At 60.6% G+C, this 12,711-nt stretch carries 13 protein-coding genes; 9 read left to right on the top strand and 4 right to left on the bottom strand.

Annotated elements, in window-relative coordinates; all coding sequences use genetic code 11:
- Window positions 1–266: 266 nt before the first annotated feature.
- Window positions 267–683 (bottom strand): MarR family winged helix-turn-helix transcriptional regulator, encoded by a 417-nt coding sequence (locus JQ627_RS38545; RefSeq protein ID WP_249143738.1) that lies wholly within the window; start codon window positions 681–683, stop codon window positions 267–269.
- A 207-nt stretch (window positions 684–890) separates the two neighbouring features.
- On the opposite strand from JQ627_RS38545, the gene JQ627_RS38540 reads away from it, so the two are divergent.
- Entirely contained in the window at window positions 891–1,754 is an 864-nt protein-coding gene (locus JQ627_RS38540) for an oxaloacetate decarboxylase (protein ID WP_212489538.1), read from the top strand.
- Between the two features lie 8 nt (window positions 1,755–1,762).
- Window positions 1,763–2,308 (top strand): cytochrome b, encoded by a 546-nt coding sequence (locus tag JQ627_RS38535; RefSeq protein WP_212489537.1) that lies wholly within the window; start codon window positions 1,763–1,765, stop codon window positions 2,306–2,308.
- Window positions 2,309–2,426: 118 nt separating this feature from the next.
- On the opposite strand, the gene JQ627_RS38530 is transcribed toward JQ627_RS38535, so the two are convergent.
- Complete coding sequence (locus JQ627_RS38530; RefSeq protein WP_212489536.1) at window positions 2,427–3,851, bottom strand: sulfatase-like hydrolase/transferase; 1,425 nt, start codon at window positions 3,849–3,851, stop codon at window positions 2,427–2,429.
- A gap of 169 nt (window positions 3,852–4,020) precedes the next feature.
- On the opposite strand from JQ627_RS38530, the gene JQ627_RS38525 reads away from it, so the two are divergent.
- Genes JQ627_RS38525 through JQ627_RS38505 form a run of 5 tightly spaced genes read left to right on the top strand, consistent with a single transcriptional unit; the run spans window position 4,021 to window position 8,088 of the window.
- On the top strand, window positions 4,021–4,785 hold the full coding sequence (locus tag JQ627_RS38525) for a FadR/GntR family transcriptional regulator (RefSeq protein ID WP_212489535.1): 765 nt from the start codon (window positions 4,021–4,023) through the stop codon (window positions 4,783–4,785).
- A 31-nt stretch (window positions 4,786–4,816) separates the two neighbouring features.
- Complete coding sequence (locus tag JQ627_RS38520) at window positions 4,817–6,169, top strand: ABC transporter substrate-binding protein (protein WP_212489540.1); 1,353 nt, start codon at window positions 4,817–4,819, stop codon at window positions 6,167–6,169.
- Window positions 6,166–7,062 carry a carbohydrate ABC transporter permease gene (locus tag JQ627_RS38515; protein ID WP_212489534.1) on the top strand — a complete coding sequence of 299 codons (897 nt, stop codon included), beginning with the start codon at window positions 6,166–6,168 and terminating at the stop codon, window positions 7,060–7,062. Before JQ627_RS38520 ends, JQ627_RS38515 begins: the two co-directional genes overlap by 4 nt.
- Window positions 7,059–7,886 (top strand): carbohydrate ABC transporter permease, encoded by an 828-nt coding sequence (locus JQ627_RS38510; protein WP_212489533.1) that lies wholly within the window; start codon window positions 7,059–7,061, stop codon window positions 7,884–7,886. The genes JQ627_RS38515 and JQ627_RS38510 overlap by 4 nt, the downstream gene beginning before the upstream one ends.
- A 4-nt stretch (window positions 7,887–7,890) precedes the next feature.
- Window positions 7,891–8,088, top strand: a complete 198-nt coding sequence (locus JQ627_RS38505) for a hypothetical protein (protein ID WP_212489532.1) — start codon at window positions 7,891–7,893, stop codon at window positions 8,086–8,088.
- A 501-nt stretch (window positions 8,089–8,589) separates the two neighbouring features.
- Here JQ627_RS38505 and tenA read toward each other — a convergent pair.
- Window positions 8,590–9,264 (bottom strand): thiaminase II, encoded by a 675-nt coding sequence (gene tenA / locus JQ627_RS38500; protein WP_212489531.1) that lies wholly within the window; start codon window positions 9,262–9,264, stop codon window positions 8,590–8,592.
- A gap of 1,049 nt (window positions 9,265–10,313) precedes the next feature.
- On the bottom strand, window positions 10,314–10,601 hold the full coding sequence (locus tag JQ627_RS38495; protein ID WP_212489530.1) for a GntR family transcriptional regulator: 288 nt from the start codon (window positions 10,599–10,601) through the stop codon (window positions 10,314–10,316).
- An 846-nt stretch (window positions 10,602–11,447) separates the two neighbouring features.
- Here JQ627_RS38495 and JQ627_RS38490 point away from each other — a divergent pair.
- On the top strand, window positions 11,448–11,762 hold the full coding sequence (locus JQ627_RS38490) for a co-chaperone GroES (protein WP_212489529.1): 315 nt from the start codon (window positions 11,448–11,450) through the stop codon (window positions 11,760–11,762).
- An 86-nt stretch (window positions 11,763–11,848) separates the two neighbouring features.
- Window positions 11,849–12,711: chaperonin GroEL (gene groEL, locus JQ627_RS38485; protein ID WP_212489528.1), on the top strand; the 863-nt coding region annotated here is incomplete at its 3' end.

Genomic DNA, 12,711 nt, shown 5'->3' with positions numbered 1-12,711 from the left:
GCTCATGCTTTGCGCATTGCGTAGCGTAGGAGTTGCGTTGAGAGCGTTAGGGGCGGCGGATCAAAGCCGGTCGGCCTGACCGAATGGCCGAAAGACATCCGTCGGTTACAGCCGACTTTTGCAACAAAATCGGTCAAAGGCAGCCTCGGTAGCTTGCAAGATCTTGGTCGGCTCACCTCCGCAAAGCGGCCGTCGCGGCACTCTGAGCCAAGGTCAGTCACAGGCCAATTGCTGACATTCAAACTGAAATCAGTCCTATGGAATTCTCACGATTTTCGGCCGCGCCGCATTGCCGCTTTGGAATAAGCCGTGATGCGGTCGAGCAAGGCCGCGGCCTTGATCAGCTCCGAGCGCTCGCTGGCTGTGAGGCATGCATCCATGGCTTCGGTGAGCCAGCGTTCGCCGCGGGCGCGGCTGTCATCGAGAAATCGCTGCCCGGCTGAACTAAGCCGGAGCCTGACTTTGCGCCGATCCCTGGTGTCCGGCGTCCGCACGATCAACTTGCGCGCTTCGAGGAAGCGCAGCGCTGCCGCAAGATTTGAAGAGCGCATGCCTTCGTCGGCCGCGAGCACCGAAGGTGTGGCCGATTCGCCGTGGCGGTCGATCGCACCCAGCACCAGCAACCGCGCCCAGGATCGATCGTCCACGGTGGCTTCGCGGCGCAGTCGGCGGGAAACGTCCATCAACTGTCTTCGCAGTTGCGTGATGCCGCGGTTCCGGCGTTGAATTTTCATATTGCTACTATCAAATAGCTATTGACGGATAGCAATAGAGGCCATGAGCAATCTGTTGAATGCTTCCGTGCAGAAGGAGTGCTGCGCTGGCCGCCTCCGGGCAATCGTGACGATCGCAGCCCATCTCATCATCCAAAATCAGTTTAGGAGATCGCGATGACGTCCAAAAACCTGAGAAAGTTGATCGAGGAAAATTCGTTTGTGACCTGTCCCGGTGTATTCGATCTGGTCTCCGCCAAGCTCGCCGATCGCACCAAGGCCGACGCGCTTTACATGACAGGCTATGGGGTCGCGGCGTCTTACCTCGGGCTGCCTGATGCCGGTCTAGCGACCTATTCGCAGATGCTAGATCGCGTGCAGGTTATCGCCCAAACCGTGCGCAAGCCGCTGATCGCCGATGGCGATACCGGTTACGGTGGTCTGCTGAATGTTCATCACACGGTCCGCGGCTACGAGAAGGCTGGAGCCGCAGCGATCCAGCTTGAAGATCAGCAGAGCCCGAAGAAATGCGGGCACACGCCGAACCGGCACGTGATCTCTGCCAAGGAGATGGTCAGCAAGTTGACCGTCGCGAACGATGCGCGCTCATCGAAAGATTTCCTGATCATCGCGCGCACGGACGCTCGCACGCAACTTGGCCTCGATGAAGCGATCCGCCGTGGCGAAGCCTATGCTAAAGCCGGGGCCGACATTATTTTCATCGAGAGTCCGGAATCGGAAGCGGAGATGCGAAAGATCGGAATGGCTTTGGACGTGCCGCTGGTCTCGAACCAACTACACGGGGGGCGGACGCCCATTCTCAGTCAGGATAAACTCAGGGAAATCGGCTACCGGATGGCTATTTATCCGACGGCGGGCCTGCTCGCTACCGCTCATGCTCTGGACAAGGTCTATAGTGCGCTGGCCGAAGACAAGCCGGTGCAGGAGCCGCTCTATGACTTCAACGTGTTCAGCTCGTTGATTGGTTTTCAGGAGGTGTGGGCTTTCGAGAAGAAATACGCCTCATTGGAAGCGGATTGAGCTGCGACATGACCGACACTTCTGGAAGTCCGCCGGAAGTCTATGACCGCACGACGATCACGCTGCACTGGGCGACCGCAATTCTCGTCGCGATCCAGTTTCTGATTGGTAGGACGACTAACCTTCTGCCGCGTGGCCCGCTTCGGGTTGACATCTGGTCCGTGCATGTCCTGTTTGGTTTTGCGTTCGCGAGCGTCGTGATCTTTGGAATGTTCTGGCGCTCCACACGCGGCCGTAGATTGCCGCCGATTAACCGCGGCGTCTTCCACGTGACGGCAGTGGCAATGCACCGGCTACTCGATCTGCTGCTCGTGATCATGGTCGCACTGGGCATCACCAATGTGTTTGCGCACGGTTTCCCACTGTTCAACATCCTGCACTTTCCGAAATTCGGCGGTGACGCATTCATGCGTAGCATCAATACGTGGCACGGATTGATCGCAAATATCATCGTCGCTGTGGCACTGCTTCATTCCGCGGCCGCGCTTTTCCACCGCTATGTGATCAAGGACGGTGTTTTGCGCAGGATGTGGCCAACCATGACTGAGCGGTGAGCGTCGCTGTGCGAATGACAGCCAAGCATCGAAGGTGAAAAGCGGTGAGCCCGATGACGGCGACTTGGCCGTCTCGAACCGCTACGCCCCCGGGCATGACGTCCCGCGAGGCGCGCACTCACCGCGCCGCTGCGTTCAGATCCATCGTCTCGAGCAGGCTGTTCTGGCGCCATTCGATGAAGGCGTCCTTGAGCCGGCTGATCTCGCCGGCGAACTCTTGCATGCCCCACAGATTGCTCTGCTCGAGCGGGTCGGTCTTGAGATCGAACAGCTGGCCGTCCTCGGCGCCGTGGATAAATGTGGCCTTCCAGCGGTCGTCGCGCACCATGGTGATCAGCCTTGCGCCGGTCATGGCGACGTCGCCGGCCTGCTCAGAGAACACGAAGTCGCGGCCCGACCAGCTCTCCCCCTTCAGCGCCGGCAGCAGGCTGCGGGCCTGGCACGGTTTTGGATGCTCCGCACCGGCGAGATCGAGGATCGTCGGGCCGAGGTCGAACAGCTGGCACTTCTCCCTGATGCGGCGCCCGGAGAACAGGACGGGTGACCAGAACAAGAGCGGAATGCGCGTGACGGGCTCGTACATCGACCATTTCTGGCTGAGGCCGTGCTCACCGAGATTGTCGCCGTGGTCCGACATGAAGACGACGATGCAATTGTCGAGATAGCCCTTGTCTTCGAGCGTTTGCAGCAGGCGCCCGATTTGCTCGTCGATCATGGTGACGTTGGCATAATAATGCGCGCGCAGGCGCCGCATCTCTTCGTGCGTGGGCTGGAGCTTCCATGACACCGCGTCGTGGTCGACCTCCGTGTCGTGGCGCCGCTTCTCTTTCAGATACGCCGGCAGGCCTTCGATCTCCGCCTCGGTTGGTTGCGGCACCGGCAGATCGTTGCGGGCGAGATAGTGCTCCAGATATTCCGGGAGCGGATCATAGGGCGGATGCGGACCGGGCAGGCCGATCTGCATGAACAGCGCCTCGGGCCTGGGGCGCGTCTCCAGCCACCACATCGCGGTCTCGGCGACAAAGATGTCGGGATGCAGCGATTTCGGCATTTCCCAGGTGAATGCGCCCATGCGGTCGCCATAGTCAGGCAGGCTGCGATAGCCGGCGCGGGACGGTTTCGTCAGCTTGTGCGCAGCAAAGGCCTTGTCGAGCTCGTCGGCGAACCAGCGCCCCTCGAAAAAGCGATCCTTGTTCTCGACCACGAAGCGTTCGTGGAAGCCGGCCTTGGCGTCATAGGGGATGGTGTGCATCTTGCCGACATTGACGCAGTGATAGCCGGCGTCCGCCAGATTGCTGACCCAGGTCTTCTGCCAGCGCTGCCCGTTCTTCAGCACGCCCGAGGCGTGCGGATAGAGGCCGGAAAACAGCGCCGCGCGCGAGGGCACGCAGCTCGGCGCATTAATGAAGCAATTGTCGAAATAGACGCCTTCGCGCACGAGGCGGTCGAGATTTGGCGTCTTCATATAGGGATGGCCCGTCGCCGCGATCGTGTCGAACCGTTGCTGGTCGGTCATGACCAGGATGATGTGGGGCTTTGTCACGATCGATTTGTCCTACGCGGCGATGTCAGAATAGAAAATATGTCTGACATAATAATTCTTGTCAAACCTCGGACCGTGGGGATATCTTGCACAAACGGGGCTTAATTCTTTGCCCCGCGTCCGTTCGCAGTTGCAATAAATCAGACATTTGAACCCGGATCAGATGGACGTGGCGAAGGCCGAAAATCCACAGTCGAGCGCCCAAGTCGCCCGCGAGGTGGCCCGGATGATCCTGACCGGCGTGTGGCGCGAGGGCACGACGCTGCCACGCGAGATCGAACTCGCGTCGCGCTTCGACGTCAGCCGCACCTCGATCCGCGAGGCGCTGTCGTTGCTCAAGGCCAAGGGGCTGATCGCCTCGAAGCAGAAGGCCGGCACCCATGTGCGGGCGCGCTTCGACTGGAACATGCTTGACGAGGAGCTCTTGAACTGGACGCTGTCGGCGCTGCCGACGCAGGAGTTCGCCAAGCAGATCCTGGAGGTCCGACGCATCGTCGAGCCCGAGGCCTGCGCAATCTGCGCGGCGCGCGGCACCGACGAGGATTTTGCCCGGATCGAGCGCGCCTATCGCGGCATGGACGCTGCCGGCATGGACCGTGTCGCCTATGCCGAACCCGATCTGCAGTTCCACCGCGGCATCCTGATCGCCACGGGCAACGACTTCCTGATCGCCTTCGGCGCGACGGTGGCCGCAGCGCTGCGGATGTCATTCGACCTTTCGAGCACCAATCCGGGCGCGCCGCGCAAGAGTCTGCCCTATCACCGCACGGTGCTCGACGAGATTTGGGCGCGCAATCCCGACGGCGCGCGCCAGGCCATGCACAAGCTGATGGATCTCACCGAACAGAACATCGTCACGGCCATGTCGCGCCAGAAGAAGAAAGACACCAAAGACACCGAGGACGAGAACGCCCGCACCAGACGGGCGCGTTGACACCGGCAAACAACGATTGAGGGAGACAAACATGAAGACCGCATCGCGCGCGAGTTCGCTCAGCCGCCGTAAATTGCTCAAGGCCAGCGCCGCTACCGCCGCACTCGCGGCATTTCCCGCACCGCTGATCGCGCAGACAAAACCGTTTGCCGGCGTGACGCTGCACGGCGCCTCGTTCCAGCACCGCTTCTTCACGCTGCTGCAGAAATACATCCCCGAGTTCGAGGAAAAGACCGGCATGAAGGTCGACCTCCAGCTCTCGGCCCTGCCCGTCTACAACCAGCAGGCCAATCTCGAACTGTCCTCGGGCGGCTCGGCCTACGACTTCGTCAACGTCACCTTCACGCTGGCGACGCGCTGGATCGCGGCGGGCTTGCTCGCCAATCTCGACGAATTCACCGGCGATGCCAACCTGACACCCGCCGACTGGAATCCGAAGGACTTCGTCGACGGCGCGCAGGTGCCCTATCGCGACGCCAAGGGCGCCACCTATGGCTATTCCTGGGAAGGCGGCGCCATGCTGATGGGTCTGTCGCGGATGGACCTGATGGAGAAGAAGGGGCTGAAGATCCCGAAAACCTTCGCCGAGCTTCAACAGGTCTGCGCCGAGATCAACGGCACCGATGGCGTCAGCGGCATGGTGTCGTGGTTCCTGCACAACTGGAATCTGCCGCCTTACATCCAGGGCTTTGGCGGCAACATCTTCAAAAATCCGCCCGGCGACGTCATGCCGGCGCTGAATACCCCTGAAGCCATCCAGGGCGTCGAGTTCTATGCGAACCTCCTGAAGAGCGCGCCGAAGGGCGTCTTGACCTACACCGAAGACCAGGCGCGGCAGGCGATGCTGACCGGCCGCTCCAACATCTTCATCCATTCCAGCGCCTGGGTGACGCCGATCCTGCTCTCCGACGAGAGCAAGGTGAAGGACACCTCGCGCGTGGTGCGCTCGCCCGCCGGTCCCGTGCACGACTATCCGGCGTCGAACAGCCAGGGCCTCGGCATTCCCAAGAATGCCAAGAACCAGAAGGCGGCGTGGGAATTCATCAAATGGGCGCTCAGCCCGGAAATCTCGATGAAGCTCGTCAAGGAGCACGGTCACTCCTCGGTCTGCCGCCGCTCGATCATCACCAGCGACGAGTATCGCAAGCTCAACACGGTAAACGGCCAGGACCTCGGCGCGCTCTATCTCGAAGTGCTGGAGCTGCCGGGCAAGGGCGAGAACTACATGGCCTATCGCACGTCGAAGGAGTTCCCGATCGTCGGCGACGTCCTCAACAAGGCGTTCGAGCAGGTCGCCACCGGCCAGCTGCCGGCAAAGGACGCCATGAACGCGGCCCAGGACCAGGCCATCGCCGCACTCCGCCGCGCCGGGACCAAGCTTTGAGCGAGAGTGGAATTGACGGAGAGCGCCGCAGGTTCATCGCCTGGGCGCTCACCCCGAGCCTGGTCGTGCTGTTCGCAGTCGCGGTGCTGCCGGCGATCTATCTGATCGTGACGAGCCTGACGCCGTTCCAGCTGACGACGCCGGGCTCGGCCACCGATTTCAGCGAGCCGTTCCGCAACTATGGCCTGCTGCCCGGCGATCCCCGCTTCGTCAATTCGCTTGTCGTGCAGGCCAAGCTGTCGGTCTGGAGCGTGCTATTCCAAGTGCTGCTCGGCATGCTGCTCGCCCTGCTCCTGAACGTGCCGTCGCGCTTCGTCGAGTTCGCGCGCACTTTCTTCCTGATCCCGATGGTGCTGCCGCCGATCGTGGTCGCGGTGATCTGGAAACTGATCTACGCGCCCGACATCAGCCCGCTCTATTATGCGGCGCAAGCCCTGAATTTCACCATGCCGGCGCTGACCTCCAGCGTCGACTTCGCGCTGACCTCGATCATCATCGCGGATACCTGGGAGTGGCTGCCCTTCACCTTCCTGATGGTGCTGGCGGCGCTGCAGACCATTCCGGACGAATATTCGGAAGCCGCGCTCGTCGACGGCGCCAACAAGCTGCAGATTTTCTGGTACGTGACGCTGCCTTTCATCACGCCGATCCTCGTCATCTCCGGCATGTTCCGCCTGATCGACAGCGTGAAGGCGTTCCCGCTGATCTTCCTGTTGACCGGCGGCGGCCCGGGCACGGTCACCGAAGTCACTAACTACTATGCGTACCTGCTCGCCTTCGATACCAACGAGATCGGCTATTCCAGCGCGGTCACCGTGGTGATGCTGCTGCTGGTCTGCGGCATCAGCCTGGGCCTGGTCTGGATGGGCCGGCGGCGGGAAGCACTGGCATGAACGAATCATCTCTGCGAAAGGCCACGCCCGGCCGACTGATCGCGATCACGGTCACGCTGCTGGTCCTGCTGTCGCCATTCCTGTGGCTGCTGCAGATGAGCTTCAAGACCAACGACCAGATCCTGCAATTCCCGCCGCCGCTGATCTTCACGCCGACGCTGGAGAATTACATCTCGCTCTGGCACAGCGCGTTCTCGGCCTCGTTCCTCAACAGCCTGCTCAGTGCCTCGTTTTCGACCGCGCTGGCGCTGCTGCTCGGCGTGCCGGCCGCCTATGCGCTGTCGCGCTGGGCCGGCCGCGGCAAGCACGGCCTCTCCTTTGCGATCCTGGTGACGCGCATGGCGCCGCCGATCGCGTTCACGATCCCGTTCTTCCTGTTCTACCGTTGGATCGGGCTGCTCGACACCATCACCGGCCTCGTGCTGGTCTACACCAGCTTCAACCTGCCGCTGGTGATCTGGATGATGCAGCCGTTCTTCGACACCATCCCGGTCTCGCTGGAGGAAGCCGCCCTTGTCGACGGGGCGCGGACGCGCATTGTCTTCACGAAAATCGTGCTGCCGATGGTGACGCCAGGCATCGCCGCAACCGCGATCCTCTGCTTCCTCTATGCCTGGAACGATTTCTTCTTCGCGCTGATCCTGACCCGCACCAACGCGCGCACCGCGCCGGTCGCCGTGGTCAACTTCATGAACTACGAGGGGTGGGAATGGGGCAAGATCGCCGCCGGCGGATCGCTGGTGATGGCGCCGGTGCTGATCTTTTCGCTTGCGGTGCGCCGTTATCTCGTCAGCGGGCTGACCGCAGGCGCGGTGAAGGGGTAACGTCATGAAGTTTCCGACCGGCGCCTCCCGCGTGGTCTTCATCTTCGCGCATCCCGCCGGCCATGTCGCTGCGCCCCGTTACTACACGCCCTATTTGGGAACCGGGCTCGACTGGCATCTGGTGCCCATGGACGTGGCGCCAGAACATCTCGCCGAGACAAAAGGCGTTGAACCGCGACGCTGCTCGTCGCGACAGAACTAAGGGGCAAGTGGTCGAGTGAGTAGTTGCCATGCGTATCAAGACACTCACGTCACATTTCCTTACCTGTATCGTGACACTCGCCGCTCTAGTTGGGGCGCAGCAAGCATTTTCCCTTCAGGCAGACGTCAACGCCAGGGCCGCCATATTTGTTGATCAAATGGCCAATCGGGCAGCCAAGCGTGACAGATTACCAACTGCGCGAGCATTGCCTAACGATTCCCGTTGCAAGCCGCCGATTGACGTCGTCGGGCGTTGTTTCGCCGACGCGAGATTGAACCAGAGCGTAGCCTGAGAACCAGCGGCCAGCACCGCGACGTCTCGCACGATCGGCACGCACATGGGCCCGCCAGCGTGAATGCTCGGCGACATCAATTCACCTTCTGGCGCAGCTCGATGGCGCTGGACCGACTTGGATGATGGCGAATAAAATCGTCGCCCACCCATCGGTTGGAGATGCTCCGACAGAGCCGCTGATTAAGAGCCAGACAAATTATCGAGGGGCTATTCAACAGGCTGGCCCGCGCGCCAGCCCATCTCCCAGAAGTCTGCCTCGAGTCGGGTGGCTTCCTTGAAAATCGCAATTAGCTCGGCCTCGCGGGCCGGCGTGGCGTAGAGATCGGCGAGATGCTCCAGGTGCGCCCGCGCTTTCGTCGCGACCTCCTGGTATGGCACATCGGCGTACTCCGCGATCCAAACGCGATAGGGGTTCGTCGCAGCGTTCGCATCGGGACGCGAGGCGAGCCGCTTTGCGATCTCCGCGTAGCCGATCACGCAGGGGGCAAGTGCCACCTTAAGTGCCAGCAGATCACCGCGCATTCCCGCGTCGAGCACGTAGCGTGTGTAGGCCAGCATCTCGACCGCGGGAGAGGTTTGTTCGAGGTCGCTCGCGGAAAGGCCCCAACCGGCACAGAGCTTCACATGCAGGTTCATCTCGACGTCAAGAATGGCCGAGAGGCCGGCCGCCGCTTCACGCATGTCGGCAAGCTTGGGCGACTTATAGACCAGGAGCGCGTAGGCGCGAGCAAACTCGACAAGGAATAGGTAGTCCTGAGCGAGGTAGTGACGAAACGCCGCTTCGGGGAGCGAGCCGTCCGCCAACCCGTTCGTGAAGGGATGCTCTGTATAGGCGCACCACTCGTCGGATGCTTCTATCTTTAGACGCTCGAAGAAACTCATGATTTTCTTTGCCTGGCTTGCTTTCTCATGAACGCCTTTGGCTCGCTACCGATAGCGCGTTGCGAACCGGGTGGAGGTTGATCACTACGCATCGCCTGGCGTGACGGTGGAGATAGCAGGTCGGTTAAGCGCTCTGCTGGGGGAAAGAGCTTTTCCCAACCGCACCAAAGGGGTGTGGGGAAAGATGGTAGCGGGAGACCGCTACACTGCGAAACCCACTCTTTCTGAAGCCCTGTTTTCTTACAGTAGAGTAGCCTAACTCGGAACGTCGGTTCTCGACAGTCCGCCAAAAGCCTCGGTTCCTGCGCGGTCCGTCGCCGGCTGAAATGATCGGCAAGTGGGTTAAAATCCGGGAGGCGCAACCACCGATACCGACATTCCGTTCAGGTCGCGATCTGCCCGAGGGCGTTCCTGCGTTCCGAACGCAGTGAGCATCTTCTATGTTATTATCTTTCTGGATGTGGCATTTACACCAGTCCCGTTCTGTTCACGGTCGTTTCACCCAATTCGTTGCGATTTCGTTGCGGCTTTCATAGACGAGAACGCGAGTTGCTGAGGACCTTGGGAGTCGGATGCGGGCCGGGATTGGTTAGATCCTTCGTCGGCGACCGAGCGGCCATTTCCAAATGAACCAGGGAGCTGGCAACAGAATCTTAGATTCACTGGCAACGGTTAGTTTGGACCAACGTCAGGAATGGCGGAATCAAAACCCGCCTGATCATGCAACGATTTCAAAGCGCATTTGGAAAAATGGGCCAAAACACACTTCAGAAATATCAATAGCTTGGCAGCTCTTTCCAAATAAAGAAGCGCCCCTCGCAGGGCGGACCTTCCGAAAGTGACGGGGCCGCGCGTGCCGATTGGAGTTGGTCGCACAGACTTCCGATGGGGCCGCTGATTAAGAGGCGTATGATTTGTCAAAGAAATCAATCGGCATTCCGACAATTGGGTCGATAGACCTTCATTGAAGCCGCAAGGCTTTTCTCCCTGTCGGAATGACCTGGTTCGGCCAGACGTTCTCGGCAAGTTGATAAGGCAGAACCGACCGGTCAGCCCGTCGGCCCACGCGTCGAACGCTGGTCCAGCCTGCCCTCGCCGAGCAGACGGCTGATCCCGGCACGTAGCGGAGTGCGCGACACCTTGAGGCGAAGCGCAAGCCGTCGCTCCTCGATGACCTCGCCCGGCGCAAGTTGCCGCGATTCAATCAGGTCCAGAAGCTTTCGATAGGTCGTTTCGGTGACGTTTCCGTCCGACCGCAGGCGCTTCGGCGCCTCTGCCGCAGCTGCGCGCAGGACGTTTGTTGCTGATTGGCGCTTGCGCGCGGTCGACTTCGTCACGTTCATTCCTCGGGACACTGGTCTGGCAGATCCGTAGTCATGCAACTGCGGCTTGTCGAGGTGCTTCGCGTTCGCGACTTATCCCACGCCGTGATAGGACATCCGACGCTTGCCGCTGCACCGCGACAGGATGCTTCCGCCGGAATTGCTGCGCAAGCACCGTGCATATTGCTGAAATGAAATGGTTTGCAAGGGTTAAGCAAGGCGGACGGTCTTGACTCTGGCTTTGCGATGAACCCGGTGTATCCGTATGGGATACCGCTGGCATGTACGATCAGCCACAGGCAGCGTGTCAGGTGGGTAAATTGGCCGGCCGTCCTTGGGACCTTGGCGACGACTATTGCTGCTTGCGCGACCGCTGATCTCAAGGATTAGTGCCCGCGTGGGCGTTCGTCAAAGCTTGGCGGCACCGGGACCGTCCGCTCGCGAAACGGATTTGCAGAGCATCAGTCTCAGATAACCTTTGCTCGATTTCAGCCGTCCCCGGCAGTGCCGCACATGTTTTCAAATGCCTTTTGCTGGAGGGAGAGAGACTGGAAACAAACTCTCTCCTCGGGCCCTCGACACTGGCAAGTCGGTAGAGGAACGCGAAATTCGCTTCACGAGCTGACCGGACTCTTCGCTCTCACCCACGGCTCGCATTCGGTTGATCTTTCACGCTTTAACAATGACTTACCGCACACGCTAACGGGGCCATATGTCCTTGAGTGCAGAAGTTTTCTGCAATCCTTCGCGGCTTTGTCTTGTATGCCGGCCAGGCCAGCTTATTTTCGCAGCGGTTAGCACTCGCTGGCTTCGATTGCTATTTCATCCAAACAAACGCAACTGAAAAAATTGGAGGAGACCATGAAATTCCGTCCGCTTCACGACCGCGTCGTGGTCAAGCGCATCGACGCAGAAGAGAAGACCGCCGGCGGCATCATCATCCCCGACACTGCCAAGGAAAAGCCCTCCCAGGGCGAAGTCATCGCCGTTGGCCCCGGTGGCCGTGACGAGGCCGGCAAGCTGATCCCGATCGACCTGCAGGTCGGTGACCGCGTGCTGTTCGGCAAGTGGTCAGGCACCGAGGTCAAGATCGACGGCCAGGAACTGCTAATCATGAAGGAGAGCGACATCATGGGCGTTCTCACCGAGGTGGCTTCCAAGAAGAAGGCCGCCTAGTCCACCGCTCGCGCCGCTCACCCCTGAGGAGCGCCTGCCGGCGCCTCAAAGGGTGAGACACAAGTAAAAACTCAGGGAAACCCGATATGTCAGCCAAAGAAGTCAAATTCGGCGTCGATGCCCGCGACCGCATGCTCCGCGGTGTCGACATCCTCCACAATGCGGTGAAGGTCACGCTCGGCCCGAAGGGCCGCAACGTCGTCCTCGACAAGTCGTTCGGCGCTCCCCGCATCACCAAGGACGGCGTCACCGTCGCCAAGGAAATCGAGCTCGACGACAAGTTCGAGAACATGGGCGCCCAGATGGTGCGCGAAGTCGCCTCCAAGTCCGCTGACGCGGCCGGCGACGGCACCACCACTGCGACCGTGCTGGCGGCTGCGATCGTCCGTGAAGGCGCCAAGTCGGTTGCCGCGGGCATGAACCCGATGGATCTGAAGCGCGGTATCGACCTCGCGGTCGAAGCCGTGGTCGCCGACCTCGTCAAGAACTCCAAGAAGGTCACCTCGAACGAGGAGATCGCCCAGGTCGGCACGATCTCGGCCAACGGCGATGCGGAGATCGGCAAGTTCATCTCCGACGCCATGAAGAAGGTCGGCAACGAGGGTGTCATCACCGTTGAGGAAGCCAAGTCGCTCGAGACCGAACTCGAAGTTGTCGAGGGCATGCAGTTCGACCGCGGCTATATCTCGCCCTACTTCGTCACCAACGCCGACAAGATGCGCGTTGAGATGGATGATGCCTACGTCCTGATCAATGAGAAAAAGCTATCTCAGTTGAATGAGTTGCTTCCCTTATTGGAAGCCGTGGTCCAGAGCGGCAAACCGCTTGTGATTATCGCCGAAGACGTCGAAGGCGAAGCGCTCGCCACCCTCGTCGTCAACCGCCTCCGTGGCGGCCTGAAGGTCGCGGCCGTCAAGGCTCCGGGCTTCGGCGATCGCCGCAAGGCCAT

Origin of the sequence: Bradyrhizobium liaoningense (assembly GCF_018130785.1) — a bacterium.
In the GTDB taxonomy this organism is placed as follows: domain Bacteria; phylum Pseudomonadota; class Alphaproteobacteria; order Rhizobiales; family Xanthobacteraceae; genus Bradyrhizobium; species Bradyrhizobium liaoningense_A.
Note: the sequence above shows the minus strand (reverse complement) of the source record. Positions and strands in the feature narration are given on the sequence as shown.

Coding starts and splice junctions, on each gene's coding strand:
- JQ627_RS38505 (WP_212489532.1), top strand. CDS start 7,891: ATGAAGTTTCCGACCGGCGCCTCCCGCGTGGTCTTCATCTTCGCGCAT.
- JQ627_RS38535 (WP_212489537.1), top strand. CDS start 1,763: ATGACCGACACTTCTGGAAGTCCGCCGGAAGTCTATGACCGCACGACG.
- JQ627_RS38510 (WP_212489533.1), top strand. CDS start 7,059: ATGAACGAATCATCTCTGCGAAAGGCCACGCCCGGCCGACTGATCGCG.
- tenA (WP_212489531.1), bottom strand. CDS start 9,264: ATGAGTTTCTTCGAGCGTCTAAAGATAGAAGCATCCGACGAGTGGTGC.
- JQ627_RS38540 (WP_212489538.1), top strand. CDS start 891: ATGACGTCCAAAAACCTGAGAAAGTTGATCGAGGAAAATTCGTTTGTG.
- JQ627_RS38545 (WP_249143738.1), bottom strand. CDS start 683: ATGGACGTTTCCCGCCGACTGCGCCGCGAAGCCACCGTGGACGATCGA.
- JQ627_RS38520 (WP_212489540.1), top strand. CDS start 4,817: ATGAAGACCGCATCGCGCGCGAGTTCGCTCAGCCGCCGTAAATTGCTC.
- JQ627_RS38490 (WP_212489529.1), top strand. CDS start 11,448: ATGAAATTCCGTCCGCTTCACGACCGCGTCGTGGTCAAGCGCATCGAC.